The sequence below is a fragment of the Bacillus sp. V3-13 genome (genome assembly GCF_002860165.1).
GTDB lineage: Bacteria > Bacillota > Bacilli > Bacillales > Cytobacillaceae > Bacillus_BJ.
In genome coordinates, this window is record NZ_PGUZ01000069.1 from 1 (window position 1) to 16,706 (window position 16,706).

At 42.9% G+C, this 16,706-nt stretch carries 17 protein-coding genes and 1 riboswitch; of the genes, 3 read left to right on the plus strand and 14 right to left on the minus strand.

Going from position 1 to position 16,706, the window contains the following annotated elements; genetic code table 11:
• The first annotated feature begins 356 nt into the window (after window positions 1–356).
• Together CU633_RS23000 and CU633_RS19680 are read left to right on the plus strand one after the other, a co-directional pair.
• Window positions 357–512, plus strand: coding sequence for a hypothetical protein (locus CU633_RS23000; RefSeq protein WP_180955041.1), 156 nt, complete (start codon window positions 357–359; stop codon window positions 510–512).
• A gap of 201 nt (window positions 513–713) precedes the next feature.
• Window positions 714–1,973, plus strand: a complete 1,260-nt coding sequence (locus CU633_RS19680) for an Nramp family divalent metal transporter (RefSeq protein WP_101662259.1) — start codon at window positions 714–716, stop codon at window positions 1,971–1,973.
• Between the two features lie 171 nt (window positions 1,974–2,144).
• Here CU633_RS19680 and CU633_RS19685 read toward each other — a convergent pair whose 3' ends face one another.
• The 4 genes from CU633_RS19685 to CU633_RS19695 form a co-directional block, all read right to left on the minus strand.
• The gene (locus CU633_RS19685) at window positions 2,145–3,767 is read right to left on the minus strand and encodes a M20/M25/M40 family metallo-hydrolase (RefSeq protein ID WP_101662260.1); all 1,623 of its coding nucleotides are present in this window, start codon (window positions 3,765–3,767) and stop codon (window positions 2,145–2,147) included.
• Window positions 3,768–4,095: 328 nt separating this feature from the next.
• Complete coding sequence (locus CU633_RS19690) at window positions 4,096–4,734, minus strand: Bax inhibitor-1/YccA family protein (RefSeq protein WP_308314804.1); 639 nt, start codon at window positions 4,732–4,734, stop codon at window positions 4,096–4,098.
• A gap of 146 nt (window positions 4,735–4,880) precedes the next feature.
• Entirely contained in the window at window positions 4,881–5,024 is a 144-nt protein-coding gene (locus CU633_RS23005) for a hypothetical protein (RefSeq protein ID WP_180955042.1), read from the minus strand.
• A 426-nt stretch (window positions 5,025–5,450) separates the two neighbouring features.
• On the minus strand, window positions 5,451–7,277 hold the full coding sequence (locus tag CU633_RS19695) for an APC family permease (protein ID WP_101662261.1): 1,827 nt from the start codon (window positions 7,275–7,277) through the stop codon (window positions 5,451–5,453).
• Window positions 7,278–7,431: 154 nt separating this feature from the next.
• Window positions 7,432–7,575, minus strand: a riboswitch (cyclic di-AMP (ydaO/yuaA leader).
• 133 nt (window positions 7,576–7,708) lie between these two features.
• Between CU633_RS19695 and CU633_RS19700 the strand changes: the two genes are divergently transcribed.
• Window positions 7,709–7,828: a hypothetical protein gene (locus CU633_RS19700; RefSeq protein WP_101662262.1), complete on the plus strand. Its 120-nt coding sequence runs from the start codon at window positions 7,709–7,711 to the stop codon at window positions 7,826–7,828.
• 91 nt (window positions 7,829–7,919) lie between these two features.
• On the opposite strand, the gene CU633_RS19705 is transcribed toward CU633_RS19700, so the two are convergent.
• The 10 genes from CU633_RS19705 to CU633_RS19750 all read right to left on the minus strand — a co-directional run bounded on the left by CU633_RS19705 (window position 7,920) and on the right by CU633_RS19750 (window position 16,620).
• Complete coding sequence (locus CU633_RS19705; protein WP_101662263.1) at window positions 7,920–9,389, minus strand: nicotinate phosphoribosyltransferase; 1,470 nt, start codon at window positions 9,387–9,389, stop codon at window positions 7,920–7,922.
• Window positions 9,390–9,406: 17 nt separating this feature from the next.
• Entirely contained in the window at window positions 9,407–9,952 is a 546-nt protein-coding gene (locus tag CU633_RS19710; RefSeq protein WP_101662264.1) for a cysteine hydrolase family protein, read from the minus strand.
• 236 nt (window positions 9,953–10,188) lie between these two features.
• Window positions 10,189–11,100, minus strand: a complete 912-nt coding sequence (locus CU633_RS19715; protein ID WP_101662265.1) for a diacylglycerol kinase — start codon at window positions 11,098–11,100, stop codon at window positions 10,189–10,191.
• 220 nt (window positions 11,101–11,320) lie between these two features.
• Window positions 11,321–12,262 carry a hypothetical protein gene (locus CU633_RS19720; protein WP_101662266.1) on the minus strand — a complete coding sequence of 314 codons (942 nt, stop codon included), beginning with the start codon at window positions 12,260–12,262 and terminating at the stop codon, window positions 11,321–11,323.
• 106 nt (window positions 12,263–12,368) lie between these two features.
• Window positions 12,369–13,445, minus strand: a complete 1,077-nt coding sequence (locus CU633_RS19725; protein ID WP_101662267.1) for a hypothetical protein — start codon at window positions 13,443–13,445, stop codon at window positions 12,369–12,371.
• Window positions 13,445–13,915, minus strand: a complete 471-nt coding sequence (locus CU633_RS19730) for a hypothetical protein (RefSeq protein WP_101662268.1) — start codon at window positions 13,913–13,915, stop codon at window positions 13,445–13,447. The genes CU633_RS19725 and CU633_RS19730 overlap by 1 nt, the downstream gene beginning before the upstream one ends.
• Window positions 13,912–14,454: a sigma-70 family RNA polymerase sigma factor gene (locus CU633_RS19735; RefSeq protein WP_101662269.1), complete on the minus strand. Its 543-nt coding sequence runs from the start codon at window positions 14,452–14,454 to the stop codon at window positions 13,912–13,914. The genes CU633_RS19730 and CU633_RS19735 overlap by 4 nt, the downstream gene beginning before the upstream one ends.
• 126 nt (window positions 14,455–14,580) lie before the next feature.
• Window positions 14,581–15,762 (minus strand): alanyl-tRNA editing protein, encoded by a 1,182-nt coding sequence (locus CU633_RS19740; RefSeq protein ID WP_101662270.1) that lies wholly within the window; start codon window positions 15,760–15,762, stop codon window positions 14,581–14,583.
• 280 nt (window positions 15,763–16,042) lie between these two features.
• Window positions 16,043–16,369, minus strand: coding sequence for a type II toxin-antitoxin system PemK/MazF family toxin (locus CU633_RS19745; RefSeq protein ID WP_101662271.1), 327 nt, complete (start codon window positions 16,367–16,369; stop codon window positions 16,043–16,045).
• A complete protein-coding gene (locus tag CU633_RS19750; RefSeq protein ID WP_101662272.1) occupies window positions 16,369–16,620 on the minus strand; it encodes an AbrB/MazE/SpoVT family DNA-binding domain-containing protein in 252 nt (83 codons plus the stop codon). Before CU633_RS19750 ends, CU633_RS19745 begins: the two co-directional genes overlap by 1 nt.
• Window positions 16,621–16,706 lie beyond the last annotated feature (86 nt).

Below are 16,706 nucleotides of genomic sequence, written 5' to 3' on the forward strand. Positions count from 1 at the left end.
TCCTTCATCACCTGGATGAAGGACTTTTCCCTGGATCACTTGCCTCCTTTTGTCCTTCATCACCTGGATGAAGGACTTTTCCCTGGATCACTTGCCTCCTTTTGTCCTTCATCACTTGGATGAAGGACTTTTCCCTGGATCACTTGCCTCCTTTTGTCCTTCATCACCTGGATGAAGGACTTTTTGCCTAGCCCAGTAGCCTCCTTTTGTCCTTCACCACTTGGATGAAGGACTTTTCCCTGAATCACTTGCCTCCTTTATCCCAGGTATTAAAAAATGGAATGCTGTTTGCATAAACTTTCCGGCTTATCCTCATGATAATCATGAACCATGATGACGAAGGAGGCAATTAACCAATGAATAGAGACAATCAGGGTCACATGATCCAGTCTGAAGCTGTAAACACACAGCTTAAACAGTTTGAGCAACAAAACCCCGCACATGAGAAAAACAAAAAGGGCAGTACGAACCAGATTCAACCAATGTCAACCGATGATGACATCACACAATAGTGTCAGTACGAGGCCCTTCTGACATCCGTAGGAGGGCCAATAAACCTCCGTTCAGCTATAGAATCCCCCAGAATCCCCGCCTGAATTTTAATCTTAAATCGCGTATAGCCAACCATAAATCATTATTTTTGTATAAAACAGGGAAATTAGTTAGAATAATTATATGAATTTTGAAAATTTTTATTTAGGGAGGAGCAAAGAATGAAAACGCATACAGAGAATATTTCTGCACAACAAGGTTTACCGATCCAGAAAAAATCGATTATCGGTCCTGGCTTAATCGTTGCAGCAACCGGTGTCGGGGCCGGTGATTTAGTAGCTGCTCTCGTTGCAGGTACACAGTACGGACTTGTTTTTTTATGGGCAATTATCATTGGTGCAATTTTAAAATTCGCATTAAATGAAGGGGTTGGCCGCTGGCATTTATTAAGTGGAAAAACCATTTTGACAGGCTGGACACTACTTGGTAAATGGACAACCGGTTATTTTGGTACATATTCAATTATTTGGGGCTTTGTTTACGGTGCAGCTGGCACGTCTTCCTGTGCTTTGGCTATGTCAGCCATGTTCCCTGTTCTGCCATTATGGGCATGGGCTGTAATACACGGAGTCATCGGCTTTGTATTAATATGGTGGGGTGGTTTCAAGGCGTTTGAACATGTTATGAATATATTGATTGCTATCATGTTTATTACCGTCGTAGGATCCGCTCTTCTCGTTATACCCGATCTGAACGGTTTATGGAACACAGCTGTTCCATCGCTCCCTCCCGGCTCGTTATTGTATGCTCTCGGGCTGATTGGCGGCGTTGGAGGTTCGATTACGATGGCTTCGTATGGCTATTGGCTGCAAGAGCATCACTGGAAAGGGCCCTCTTTTTTGAAAATGATGCGCTTTGATTCTGCTATAGCTTATATCGTAACAGCGATTTTCACCATTTCACTGCTTATTCTCGGGGCCGCATTATTATATGGTACAGACAGCACTGTAAACGGTGAGCAAGGCCTCGTTTCGTTTGCTTCAGTTCTTGGAAATGAATTGCATCCTTCGGTCCGCTGGCTGTTTCTTACCGGTTTTTGGTCAGCCTCATTCACCTCAGTTCTTGGTGTATGGAATGGCGTTTCCTATTTATTTGCTGATTTTGTGCGGACGGTGCGCCACACAAATATTAAAGACGAAGATTTAAGCAAAACAAAATCATACCGCTTTTACGTGCTTTGGCTTACTTTCCCGCCAATGCTGTTGCATTTTATCGGAAAGCCAGTCGGCCTGATTATTGTTTACGGGGCCTTAGGGGCATTATTCATGCCTTTTCTGGCGTTTACTCTTCTTTGGCTGCTTAACTCGAAAAAGCATATGAAAAACGAAGCAAGAAATGGCTGGCTCTCAAACGCCGTTTTAGCCTTGTCGATTATTATCTTTGTCGTGTTAGCCATTACGGAACTGCAAAATATTTTCTAAAAGAAACTTCCCGTTTAAAAAGACATTTCCATTGTAATCGGAAATGTCTTTTTTAGATTTTAATTTATTAAAGTCATAAATTGTAAGATTATCTTCTCAAGTGATGACTGAAAACGGCGTTCTCGTTAATCGCCCAAAATTGGGATTTCAGAAGATTTATAACCTAGTACCTTAGTTTCTATATAGTAAAGCGTAGCCGGTAGAATCAAAGGAACGTATAACAAAAGGATAATGAGCAAATAATGAATGCCTGCAATTCCGAAGCCAATAAACAACAATCGCAAAACAGGATACAGAATCAGCCGTGAGCGGTACGGCTGCAATCAAAGACAAAATCATGCACGCTGTCATAGACTGGCGCATCAGCATGAATCCCAACAAGCTGAACGAACTGACCATCAACGGAATTGCAAATAAATAATGACTTCCCGGCATAATGAACTTGGTCCAGACGGTCAGTGCGGCCATGATCAGCATGGCCCCAACAACAATATCTATGACCGACAGCCCCTGGACAAGTTTCTTCAATCGGGAGACGACCTTCAGCTTTCGCAAAATCCAATAGAACAGGAGGCCAAGAATGGAAATGGCCGCTAATGCAATTAGAAGCATGGAAGAAAAGCCATTTAATCCATAGATGGAGTAAGCGATGGAAAATAAGCTTCCATATAAGTACAGCAGAATAGCTGCGGCTACAGTAAAAATCACCCATCGGTTGCTTCTCTGAAGAACGATATCTCCTTTTCTCCAACCATATAAAATAGTCGTAGCACTGAGAAGTAAAGCGATTGCTGCAAGAAAGACGTTCCAGGATACGGGAAAAACGACAAGATCACCAAATACGTTAAAGAACACTTGATTCTGTTGATCCCCCAAAGTAGACAAATCGATAGAACTGAGTGCCTTCGTCATAGATAACACATATTGTCCACTATGCTGAACCGTTGGTAGGTGGACATGCTCCAAATCATCTTCCTTGGAATGGTAAACATGGCCCCCTTCCGCATATGCGAAATTCAATCCGGATATGCCTTCCTCTTTAAACGGACTAAAATCGGTATCGTTAGGCAAATGACGGTATATATCTTCCATAAAAGAAAAAGCGTACGGATTGTTCACATACTCGTTAAATAGTTCAATGGCGCTGCCGTTCGTCCCGCTTGTCTGGAAAAGAATGACGGGCCCTTTGTAACCACGGGCTTCCAGATTTATGACGAAACCGGTGTGTTCGGAGGAATGCTTCTTTAGGTACTCCTTTGCGCCGTAAAGCCCCAATTCCTCCCCGTCCGTGAACAGGAACACCATTGTATTTCTCATCGGCTCGTCTTTTTTCAATACTCGCATCGCTTCCAACATCACGGCCACATTCACTCCGTCGTCATTCGCCCCCGGTCCCTCAGGCACAGAATCATAATGCGCCATTACCATCACCTGTTTGCCCGGTTGTGTACCTTCCATCGTGGCAACAATGTTCTGAATCGGCAGTTTCTTCTTGTCATGCATGACCGTGGATTGCTCAATAACAACTGGGACGTTCATGTCCCTAATGGTATCGGCGATGTATTCTTTTGACTGTTCATGGTAAGCAGAGCCTACAGGTCGCGGTTGCTGTGCAATCTTCTTCAGATGATCATACACTCGTTCTGCAGAAACCTTCCCTGAGGTGTCCTCTTTTGACACAACTTCAACGGATGGTACGGCCCGCATGATTGCCATTATGAGTGAAAAAATAACCAGTATATAGACAATGACAGCCACCGTCCGATAACGATGATTCGCATTTTGCGATTTCATATCCTCATATCCCCTTAGTTTATTGGGTAAACGACATCTTCCTCATTTACCATAACTACAAATGATAGATGGAAGCAAGTTATGATTAGGTTAAGAAAATGTTAAGGAAAATATTGCTTTGGAGGAAAAACGGCTGGCTTTCAAACGCTGTTTTAGCCTAATCCATCGTCATCTTTGTCGTTTTAGCCGTTATGGAAATGCAAAATATTTTCTCAAACGGTTTAAAAAGACATTTCCACAGAACTCGGAAATGTCTTTTTTAGATTTGCTAATTGACTCATAACTCGTATGGATGTGATTACATGGCGAATCGTGCGATGATAATAGTTTACTTGCTGCTTCGCAAAAATCTCAAAATGAACAAGATCAGATTAATGAAATCGAGATAGATACTGATAACAAGTCTAGGGATTTCTTGATCCGAGAATCCCCTCATTTTTATTTTATTAAAGTCATAAATTGTGAACCCTGTAAATATGAGTACACCAAAGCCTGCATAAATCATCTCAGCGGTGCCGGAAAAAGGCATGAAGATTTGCAAGATAGCCAGCCCTATTAATGCAAAAACACTCATGGACAAGAAGCCCCCCAGAAAGCTAAAATCTTCTTTAGTCTTTAGCCCAAATACGGCTAACCCTGCAAACGCAGCTGTTCCCAACAAGATTCCTTTCATCGTCTCCCCTGCACCAATTTCACTCACATAAAAGCTTAATGACGCATATAAAGTCACTCCACTAATGAACATGAATGCATACATGACAGGGTAAGACACCTTTTTTCTCGTAAAAGTAACGATAAGCAATAATACAATTTCACAAATAACCAATGGCAAAAATAAAGCCGCCGGAACAAACTGACCTGTATATACGCCAGCCGCTGCTACTGAAATAGCGATAAAAAAGACACCTAATAATTTGGACATACTGCCCTGCTTGCTTCTTCCTGTATAAGTAAAACTACTGCTCACTATTTTCGCCTCTTCTCCTTCGTTAATTAACAATCTGTGTTTTTCATCAAATCTTTATATATATATACTTAACATGAATCAAGAAAGTTTCGCAATTTCAGCAATCCACACATACATTATCGCCTGAATAAGTCGTTTATTCGTAATTAATAAGTGAACCTGTCGATGATAATGAATGCTATCAGGGCGGTTAAAGCTGCCAACCATGAAAATGCAAGAGCCAGTCCTGAAAGAAACCCGAAGCCTAAAAGTCCTCTTATTCGTTTCTGTGGCCCTCCCCATACGCTCATTAATAGACCACCCAACAGCATTCCAATGCCAAGGCAGGAGACAACCATTCCAAGCACAGTTTCATTTGTAAATGATAATACATAGGGTTGCAGCAAAATTTTATAAAAACCTAACTCAATGCGGTTAAAACAACTCCGATCGCAATAAGCGCAACGCCCAGTCCATTTAACAGACTTATTTATAAATAATCCTTTATAAATGAAAAGATTTGATGCGGTTAATGTCCAATCTTCCTTTAGCTTCCTGAACAGAACAATGATTATATGAATTTCCATTTTTTGAGAAAATTGAAACTTATTCTATCGATCTTTAATAAACTTAATACGCAAAGGCTCAATGATCAGTATTTGGTCTGTTTATAAGTCCCCTGTATCCATAATAAAAGGCAGCTCCACATAAAGTAAAGCCACCTAACAACCATAGATTTATTTTTTTAAATGATAAGGCACTGTCGTCACAACAACATTTCTCCGATACAGCAAGAAGGAGCGGATCAGTAAACTTGATTGGTTATGAAGGATATTGTGCCAGCCCTTCTTAGGAATAAATTGCGGAATGATGACTGTGACCTGATAGTTCGCTTCACTCGCTTTATGTTCAACAATATCAACAAATTTTGTCAACGGCTGAATGATGCTTCTGTAATGAGAATGCAGGGTTACCAATCTAATATCAGGTTGCCATTTCTTCCATTTTTCCGCAAACCTTTTCTCATCTTCCCTTTCAAAAGCAACGTAAACCGCAATAATCTGGTCGGCAGAAAGAGATTTTGCATAGTTTAATGAGTTCTCAACTACATGGGTAATACCGGCCACGGGAACAATGATGACATTTCCTTCAATCGGCACAGCAGGCTCACAAGTTGTAAGCCGAAGCTGGTCTCCCACTGCTTCATAATGATTTCTAATTCTGTGAAAGATATAAATGATCACAGGTATGAAGATGAGCACTGGCCATACCTGTGCAAATTTAGTTAAAAAAAACATGATGGTGACTGTAAAGCTGATCACGGCACCCGTTGAATTAGTAACGAATTTCGCGATCCAACCCTGGGGCTTTTCACGAATCCATTTGACCATCATTCCTGTCTGGGACAATGTAAATGGAATAAACACTCCGACTGCATAAAGCGGGATCAGATGTTCAGTTTGTCCCTTAAAAGCAATAATTAAAATGATAGAAGAAAGTCCAAGAATGATAATTCCGTTGGAGTAGCCCAAGCGGTCTCCTCTGATGGTAAACATTCTTGGGATAAACTTATCCTTGGCAAGATTCACTGCCAGCAAAGGAAAAGCGGAATAGCCAGTATTGGCAGCCAGAATTAATATCAATGCAGTTGTTCCTTGAATGAAGAAATACATGAAATTCCGGCCAAATGTCTCTTCTGCAATTTGTGAAACAACTGTTACCTCTCCACTGGGGACAATGCCATAATAATAAGCTAAATAGACGATTCCCGAAAATAACAAAGCAAGCAAACAGCCCATTGCCATTAACGTTTTAGCAGCATTATCAGGAGCCGGGTCTTTAAAGTTTGGAATCGCGTTGGAAATGGCTTCAACCCCGGTTAAAGCAGAACTACCTGACGCGAATGCCCTAAGGAGGATAAATAAGCTGATCCCCGCTACAGGTGTGCCAATTGGTGTGTGCAAAGCAGGCGAAACTTCCCCTGTAACAATCTTGTAAATACCCACACCAATTAATATCAATAACGCCAACACAAATAAATAAACCGGATAGGCTAAAACTGAAGCCGACTCCGTGACACCTCTTAAGTTCAGTATTGTAATGAACACGACAAACAGAATGGCGATCGCAACATTATGAGAATGCAAGCTCGGGAACGCTGATGTGATCGCATCCGTCCCGGCAGACACACTTACTGCTACGGTTAAAATATAGTCCACTAACAAGGAGCCCCCGGCGATTAACCCGGGATTGACACCAAGGTTTTTCTTTGAGACCACATATGCTCCACCGCCATGGGGATAAGCGAAAATAATTTGCCTGTATGACAAAATCAGTGCCGTTAACAGAATTAATACTCCAATTGCGATAGGAATCGAATACCAAAATGCTGCAGCACCAACTGTAACAAGTACAATCAATATTTGCTCCGGACCGTATGCAACTGATGATAACGCGTCAGAAGAAAGGATCGCCAATGCTTTCGTTTTGTTAAGCTTTTGTTCTCCTAATTCAGTTGATTTTAACGGTCTTCCAATTAAAAGTCTTTTTATAGCAGAAATCACTGATTTTCACCACCGACTAGTTGTAAAAGTATTGTTCCCTGTTATGAATAAAAAATCTCAGACTAAACTAGACTACATTAATAAATAAGAAAACGCCCACAAGCCATAGTTAATAGACCTGTGGGTACCAGTTTTCATGTCTCACAAGCTCCACCTTCCTTCTCATTAACGCTTACGAGGTTAGCTGTCGGATTCGGACCTTGAGTAGCCCTTCCTTTTAAAGGATTCACCCCTTGGATTATGAAACAACCCATAAAAACGGTTCCCCCGCACCGTAAGGTTTCAGCGATTTAGAAATATGAAACTGATGATTATCTTACTCCTGTGTTGCGTAAAAGTAAATAAAAAACTGCAAGATTGTTGTTATGTATGAGATAAATTCATGAGGCAAACAATAATTCATAATATCAATACAGGATAGGAGTAATAAGATGCGTAAGGAGAACGGTCCCCTTTTATCCGATGAATTTTTAGAAGAAGCAGCGAAAGAGATTAATGAGCTATATGGGAGTCCAACAAAGGAACAAAATGAGATGCATGATATTGAATAAAGAACACTTACTGTATACAGCTCCGGAACGTTAAAATGGCAAATAAAAAAATGAGCCTGGAATAATGAGGCTCATTTTTTGTTGCAGAAAATCACACTTCTGCTATCTTCTTCACTTTCTCTCTCACTTCATCAATATTCCGCATTTTATTATCCCAGCATTTTTGGCTTAAATCGACGGGGTATTCTTCCGGATTCAAAGTTCTTCTGTATTCGTCCCAGAGCAGGGAGAGATTTTCGGCTGCGTATTGACGTGACTCCTCCAGGCATGGCAGCTCATAGACAAGCTGCCCGTCTACGAATATATCTTCATGAAGGTCTTTTGCTGTGAAATTGGTGACAAACTTGCTAATGTACGTATGAACGGGATGGAACATTTTCAACCGCTCTTCTGCTTGTGGATTTTCATCTTCCATCGCAATATAATCACCTTCCGATTTCCGGTTCACGTTGTTAATGATCCGATAGACTTTTTTCAAGCCGGGAGTTGTCACTTTTTCCGGGTTGGCGGAAATTTTGATCGAATCGGTCATGTTCCCGTTCTCATCTTCAATCGCTACGAGCTTATAGACAGCTCCTAAAGCGGCCTGGTCATAAGCGGTAATCAGCTTCGTGCCGATTCCCCAGCTGTCAATTTTCGCACCCTGCGCCTTCAAATGCATAATCGTATACTCATCCAGATCGCTTGACGCGACAATCTGAGTTTCGGTAAACCCCGCTTCATCGAGCATTTTCCTCGCTTCCTTGGAAAGGTAAGCAAGGTCGCCGCTGTCAAGGCGGATCGCTTTAAAATTAATTTTATCACCAAGCTCCTTCGCTACTTTAATCGCATTAGGTACGCCGGAGCGAAGCGTATCATATGTATCGACTAAAAATACACAATCTTTATGGGCGCTTGCGTATGTATGGAATGCTTCATATTCGTCCCTGTATGCCTGGACGAGCGCGTGAGCATGGGTTCCTGCGACCGGGATGCCAAACATTTTTCCGGCGCGCACATTGCTTGTTGCCTGGAAACCGGCCAGGTAAGCAGCCCTCGTTCCCCAGACAGCAGCGTCCATTTCCTGCGCCCGCCTTGTGCCAAATTCCATTGCTGTTTGATCGCCGACTACATGCTTCACCCGTGAAGCTTTTGTTGCAATCAAAGTTTGATAGTTGACAATGTTAAGGAGCGCTGTTTCAATCAGCTGGGCTTCGGCAAGCGGTGCATCAACCCGGAGGATCGGTTCATTGCCGAAAACCAGCTCTCCCTCCTTCATGCACCGAATCGTGCCAGTGAAGCGCAAATTTTGCAGAAAATCGAGAAAATCGTGATCATATTCGGCTTCTTCTTTTAAATATTCAAGGTCACTTTCGGTAAACCGGAAGTTTTGTATATATTGAATGACCCGCTCGAGCCCGGCAAAAACAGCATAGCCGTTGCCAAAAGGCAGTTTGCGAAAAAACAGTTCAAATACTGCCTTTCGATTATGCATTTTGTCACGCCAATACGCTTCCGCCATGTTGATTTGGTACAAATCCGTATGAAGCGCCAAACTATCATCGTTATATAGATGTTTCATTCAGTTCCCTCCATTTTCTATAAAACCTTTGCCCCAAGCGAATGTTCAAAATGTCCCAGTGCCCATTTATGCCCGGCTTCATTGAAAGACGCAACCGCATCTTTATAGACGATTATTTTAAAGCCTTTGTTATAAGCGTCAACCGCCGTATGCAGCACGCAAATATCCGTGCAGACCCCGACAAGGTGTACTTCTGTAATGCCGCGCTCACGCAGCTTTATTTCCAGGTCCGTTCCGGCGAAAGCAGAGTATCTCGTTTTATCCATGTAAAGAACATGATCTTTGTGTTTGTGCTCATTATAGACGTTATCCAGCTCCCCGTACAAGTCTCGTCCCTGCGTATTACGTATATTATGGGGCGGATAAAATCTTGTTTCCGGGTGGTATGTATCTCCAAGATTGTGAACATCAATTGCAAACACAACGAAATCGCCGTTTTCAATAAACTCTTTCGTTAAGGAAACAATTTTGTTTTCAATTTCCTGACCTGGCTTGCCACACGTCAGCGCTCCGTCATCCGCAACAAAATCATACGTATAATCAATATTAATAAAAGCTTTCATCGCAGGCTGCACTCTCCCTTAATCAGTTTTATTATTTTCTTTCATATCTAAAAATAGAAACTCAAATCCGATTTGCACCACTGCCTAATATATTCGCTTAGCCTGGTCCCTATCCCTTCAAAAGACTTGATTTTCCTGAATTGAGGACTGAAAATTCATACAATTTCTAACTCTTTAGAGACCGGCAAAAATAAAAAAACAAGGTCATTGTGCATACCTTGTTTTTTACAATCTTTTTATGGCCGGTCATTCGGCCGTATCTGATCAAGCGGCACAAACACTTCAAAATGGCGATAAAGGTTTTCAAACTCTGCCGGTGCTTCTCCGCCGAGCTCTCCATCGAGATTAAGGAGCAGCTTTTCTGCTGAGTGAACTTTAATATGGCTTGCTTTTGTATAAATGACATTCGGATCATTAACATGTTCACCGCGGATCGCCAATGTGGCAACGCGGATAAAATCTGCCAGGTTCGTCTTTTTCAAAATCAGCAGTGTAAACATTCCGTCATTGATCGAAGCATCCGGTGCCAGTTTTTCGAAGCCGCCGACTGAGTTTGTCAGGCCAACAAGAAACAGCATGGCTTCTCCTTCAAAAAGCTTTCCGTCATACTCGATGCTAATGTCGGTAGCGCGAATCGATGGCAGCATTTCCATCCCTTTTAAATAATAAGCAAGCTGGCCCAGCATTGTTTTTAATTTGCTCGGCACTTCGTACGTCAGCTCGGTCAGGCGGCCTCCGCCGGCTATGTTAATGAAGTACTTGTCGTTCATTCTGCCGATATCAACAGGAATCGTATCCCCTTTCACAATAATATCGGCAGCCGCTTCGACATCACGCGGAATATGAAGAGCCCGGGCAAAGTCGTTCGTCGTGCCCATCGGGATAATTCCAAGCTTCGGCCGGTATTCCTGCTCGGCCATTCCGTTAACGACTTCATGAATGGTTCCATCTCCGCCCGCAGCTACAACTAAATCATAGCGGCGTTCGACCGCTATTCGCGCCGCTGCCGTTGCATCACCCTCACCAGTGGTAGCGTGGCATGAAGTCTCATAGCCTGCCGTTTCCAGCTTTTGCAGCACTTCGGCTAAATGTTTTTTAAATAACTCCCGGCCTGAAGTGGGATTATAAATAATTCTTGCACGTTTCATCCTGGATCATCCTATTTTTATGATTATCAAACATAGTCAATTTTGTGGATTCCATCTTTTAACATGATAGCTTAACTGCACTCTGGAAAGCAATGATTTCCTGATCGTTTTTTGGGCACAATTCAAAGAAAATTTTACACCTTTTAAGCTATTTTTGCCAAAGGTTTCCCTCCGGCTGCCGGAAATCCGCAAAAAAGAAAAGCCCTTACAGCTGTAAGAGCTATGGCAAGCTATTGAAACTAACACTGTACGTATTCATAATATCAAGGCGGTGCGTTCCTTCTCCCACTTTGAGAGAAGCGTTTTGCTTCGATTCGGTATATTCCCCAGTTGGCTGACCCTCAGATTCTTGCTTTTTCGGATCGGAAACCTGCCAGTTATGGCCCGTACTGTTAAGCTCCTGGACTCCTATAGCTGTTAAATTGATGTCGCTGTTCTCCTGCAAATGAACGGCTACCGAAGACGCATGATCAATACTCCAATCGTTTTGCAAAGTGCGCGGCTTCATCGTAACCTCATTTTCATTGGCGGCAACCTCCAGCTTTAAGTCGTTTGGAACGAGCAAGGTTACATCCAGTGATGCGTACTGATTAAACGGACCTGCTTCACTTGGCAGACCGTTGACACTTAAATACAAAGAATCTCCTTTTTGCTGGACGGACAGGTAATCCTCGACATCCTCAACCAATACTTCATCTTTACCGAGATAGGCGCGATATGTCCCAAATATCGAAATTTCTCTCTCAGTCGTTCCTTCGATCGTAATCGGGAAATTTTCGGTTTCGACAACAACCCGGTTGATTTCTCCCTCAGCGTTTTGCGAAAAGCCGGGAAGATCCAATGTTTTTTCTTGACGGTTGAGGGTTTCTTCCACCTTTTCGATCAATCCGGTTGAGCTTAAAACCGCAAAACCAATACCTGCTGTTCCCAGTAAGCCGACAAACACGATACTCAGAAAATCATATTTTAAAAATGGTTTCTCCTGCCTGCTGAGAATCAAGAATAAGAGAATTTCAAGGCCGAGGACAATAAGCAGGGCCGGCCACCAGGCCATCATGATATTCATTAAGCCATACCCGAATATGCTCGATACCAATAAAAATATCCCGAGGAACAGAAGCGATGCTCCCATCGAAAAAGTTCCGACACGCCACGTTCTCATTTCTCCACCTGCTTTCTACGTTTAGCATTCAGCAGCAGTCCTGGGCCCCCGCCAGGCAGAAGCACTCCGGCCAACATTTTTCCCACTCTTCCTTTATCGATGATGCTCATTTCGATACCTCCTCTTTAGCCGGTTTGCTCCCGACCAGCAGCCTGATTCCCCCGCCAATCAGCAGAATGCAAACGATGCCTGTTTGGAAATAACGGTCAAACCAATACTGTAAATCAATATCGATCATGTCATAAAGCATTGGTGAAAGAGCCGGAAGTATCATATTCGTCGTCATGTAATATAAGCCAAGCAGGACGAGGCCGATTCCGACCCATTTTTGATGGTTAATGAAATAAGAAATGATCGGAGTATCCTCGATTGGGCCTTCCCCGTAACGGGTTGCTTTTTGCATACCGTCAAAAAAGCTGTAAAACCAGATAATCGGGATCAGAAACAGGAAGATTCCCAGTCGTAAAACATCGAGAATATACATGGAAAACAGGAAGGCTGCCATCAATTGTATGCCGCGACGCTGGTAACCAAGATAAAGATGGCCAGCCCCTGGAAAAATCGATAAAAACGTCGCAATTGCTTTGCTCTTTTTTCCCTCTTCTCTTCTCAATTCAAAGTCTTCCAGAATCGTCCTGTCAATCAGCTCCTCACCCCGTTGTTTTTTATTCAGCTGCTGAATCGCGTCAAAAAAACCATAAATCCAGATGACAGGAGCGATTAATAGAAAAACAAGAAATTCGCTGCGCTGGGTAAGGATGGATACAAACAACACCATCACCCCGAGTCCGAGAAAAGCTGCCAGCAGGGTCAGGCCCCGGTTCATCAATCCGAGCTGGAAATGTCCGACACCCGGCACAAACGAAAGGATAATGGTAAAAAAGCGTTCCGATTCTTCATTAGAACTGAGCTTTTTATTTTCCTCAATTTGAGCAGGCTGTTTATATAGCTTTGACGCTGTAATCGCTGTGTCAATAAAATTCACAATGTAAACCAATAGCCCGGCCAGCGCAAACACAATAAATGATTCATTATAGCTGACGCTCATCATCGCGAAGGCAAACATCGGTAATCCGAAAACAGCCGCAGTGTAAAAAATACCCCTTAGTAATTTGCCTAAATATAAAAGTCCTCCACCGGGGAAAAATGCCAGCAAAAATGCAATGAGAGGATTTTTTTTCATTATTGATTCGCCTCCTTGTTTTTCATGTTAAAAGAATCCAGCCAAGTAAATGTTCTGTCCATAATTCCTTCTGTAATCGAAGGCTGCTTTTCTTGGAGATTTCTGTTTTCGATTGTATCGGTATAGCCCGTAACGGACTGGAATACGCCCGTTCCCATTAACAGCAATGTCATCGCTGCTGCGAGCACAAAATGGAATGCAGCTGTCTGGTAATATCTTGTTGATCGCTTAGGCTGCTTTTCCTGTTGCGATTCCTGTTTGACGACCGCGATCGAGTTCATCACCATATTGATAAAGTCCGTTTCTTTTTCAATCGCTGGCAATGCCGCTTCCTCTTCAGCTAAAGCGAGCATGTATACTTCCAGACACTGGTCGCAGGAGTAGAGATGATTTTCATATGTCCCGCGGGCATCATCGCTAATTTCGTTTTTCAGATATTTTTTCCAGTCTTCTATAGAAAAATGGTTCATGAAAAATCGTCCTCCTTCCAATGTGCTTTCATCCACTGGCGCGCTCTGTATAACTTTGTTTCGATCGTTTTCACCTGGACATGTTGTTCTTCCGCCATTTTTTGATAGCTTTTTTCTTCTATGTAAAAACCATAAATTACGTCCCGATAATTTTCCGGGAGTTCATGAAGCCTTTTCCTGACAAGATCGCGTCTTTCCCTTGTGATGACCTCAACCTCTACGCTGGACGGGTGGCCCGGATTCAAGTCATCAACCAGGTCCATGATATCTTCCCGCCGGCGCACTTGCTTTCTTTTTACATCGATCGCGTGGTTAACGGCAATTCTTGTCATCCATGTTTTAAAGCCCTGATACTCATAGTGGGGGAGAGACAGGTATATTTTCAAAAAAACTTCCTGGGCGGCATCTTCAGCTTCCTTCTGGTCCCTGAGCACAGCAAAGATGGTCCGGAACACATCATTGCGGTATTTTTCAACGAGCAGCCGGAAAGCATGGTCACTGCCTGCCTTGACCTTATCAATCAGAACCCGATCTGTAATCTCTCTCCCCCCCCTTTCTCATTCACACAATAATAGACGAAACCAAAGCGGATCACCCCTACAGCCAAAATAAAAAAAATTTAGGGACAGTTCCGCAGCAGTTTAAAGCAACGCGGAACTGTCCCCTTATTTTACTTTGTCCAATAAAATGTCCATCAGCTCCTGACCTGATACCAATGCTTCGCCGCCACCCTGGGCGAACGCTTCATTGCCTCCGCCTTTTCCAGCGATGATTGGCAGCACATCGGCAATGATCCGCTTGATATTGATTGTCTCCTGTGAGCCCCTTGCACAAACAAGTTGAAGCCGGTGATCATGTTCTGATACCAATAGAACCGTGAGATCATCCTTTTCTGCCGTAAGCAGCCGTGCAAGCTTTTGCAGCTCTTGAATGGTTCTGTTTTCATAAACTTTTGCAATCAGCTTTTCGCTTTCTTCAAGAAGGTCCTTCACTTCAAACCGGAGCAGTGTCTCACGCATTTCCTGCAAGGACTTGTCCTTTTCTGCTCCTGATTCAAGCACCCGCCTGGCAGCCGCAGGCAACTCCTGCTCCGGAGCGTTTAACAGCTGGCTCAATTGGCGGACGGTCTGTTCTTTTTTATGAAGCTGGTTCAGAACACGATTCCCGCAAACAAATTGGATACGAATTCTCTTTCGCTGTCTCTCCCAACCCAAAATCTTGATCGCCGCGACTTCGCCGGTTGCTTTTGGATGAGTCCCGCCACATCCGTTATAGTCAAAATTTTGAATAATGACAAGGCGAATATTTTCAGTTACTGTCGGCTGCTTCCGAAGCGGAAATTGTGAAAGCTCCCTTTCAGTCACCCACTTCGTTTCAATTGGGCGGTTTTCGAGAATAATTTGATTGGCACGCTTTTCTGCTTCGTTTGCCGCTTGTTCTGTCAGTTCTGCAATGTTGAGATCAATCGTCAACAATTCCTTGCCAAGATGAAAGCTGACCGTCTCAAAATCAAACAGTTCTTCAAAGGCAGCTGATAAAATATGCTGGCCGGCGTGCTGCTGCATATGATCGAAGCGCCTTTGCCAATCAATCGCACCTTTGATTTCCTCGTGCAAAGGCAGAGACCCATCAACATAGTGGCGGATTTCACCATCAATCTCTTCGACATTCAAGACAGTTACTCCATCAAGGGTACCCACATCGTGCGGCTGGCCGCCGCCAGTTGGATAAAAAGCTGTTTCTTCAACAACAACAAACCAATTGCCCGCGTCATCCTTTGCCTGCTTCGTGACTCTCGTTGCAAAGGTTCTAATATATGGATCTTGATAATAAAGTTTAGTGGTCATGGGTAGATCGCTCCTTTTCGGTCACAATGAAACAAGAAACTTAAATTCAATGAGCAACGAAATTTATTGACTAAATGTTGAGGAGCATTTTTGAATGCCGTCCCTGTTCAATAGAAACTCATGCTTAAATCTGCATAGCATGGCCGCAGGTAAATAAGGAAATTTTCCTTCATACACAAATCTGTTAATATAGCTTTATAATGTGGTTATGTTTGGCGTATGGGTTAGGGTGAGGCAATTGTCATTAGATAACCCTCCCGAAGTTCGGAAGGGTTCTAACTTATAAAAACGTATGTATCTTGGCTAGGCAGTCGTGTATGATTTCTTCTGGAGCCTGCCCTGTTATTTGGAAATTGCGGGCCCGCCAATCTAAACTTTTCACTTGGTCGGTCAAAATAACCCCAGTTATAGCCAAGCCGTTCGGCAAGGCTACTTCAAAGGGATACCCTTTCACCTGATTTGTGATTGGACAGATCACCGCAAATCCTGTTGCATCATTAAATATTTTTGGAGATAAAACAATTCCAGGTCGACGCCCTGCTTGTTCATGCCCTGATTGAGGATTAAAATTGGCATAAACAAGATCGCCACGTTCAGGTGCTGGCATTAAACTACCTCATTCCCCTCTGTCCCAAATTCGATTTCCTCATGACGATTTTCCGGTGTGATTTGTGCTAAGAGCTCTTCTAATGAATATTTCATTGGTCTTTGTTTTGGAACTAATGTGATAATCTCATCATTCACCACATTTAATTCCATTTCAGAACCTTGTTGGATTGCAATACGTTCAGCAACATCTTTAGGAATGCGGACCGCAAGGCTATTTCCCCACTTTTGAACAACAGTAGCCTGTGTCATAGTTTTCACTCCTTTATTTTTTTTCCAGTCTTCGTATTCCAATTATAACACCTTCATTTCTTAATGTATATACATAGTATATACAC